Annotated in this window: 1 protein-coding gene; it reads right to left on the bottom strand. The window is 52.3% G+C overall.

Annotation, left to right across the window (positions count from 1 at the left end; genetic code table 11):
* Nucleotides 1–298, bottom strand: a 298-nt coding sequence (locus QN347_RS19700; RefSeq protein WP_323494381.1) for a SufD family Fe-S cluster assembly protein, incomplete at both ends; no start/stop codon positions are given.

Below are 298 nucleotides of genomic sequence, written 5' to 3'. Positions count from 1 at the left end.
CGATCAGCTCGGCAGCGAAGGCATACGTCAGCAAATTACGTGCAGCGGCGCGAGACAAGCCGCGGCTCTGTAGATAAAACAGCCCATCATCATCGAGCTGACCAACGGTCGCACCATGCGTGCATTTCACATCGGAAGCAAAAATTTCCAGTTGTGGCTTGGTGTCGATATGTGCCTTATTGGTCAATAGCAGATTACGGTTTGACTGTTGCGCATCGCTGTGCTGTGCACCTGGGCGCACCATGACCTTGCCATTAAAAACAGCATGCGCACTGCCACCGACGATACATTTATGGAG

Origin of the sequence: Sphingomonas sp. 10B4 (assembly GCF_035019905.1) — a bacterium.
Taxonomy (GTDB): domain Bacteria; phylum Pseudomonadota; class Alphaproteobacteria; order Sphingomonadales; family Sphingomonadaceae; genus Sphingomonas; species Sphingomonas glacialis.
Note: the sequence above shows the minus strand (reverse complement) of the source record. Positions and strands in the feature narration are given on the sequence as shown.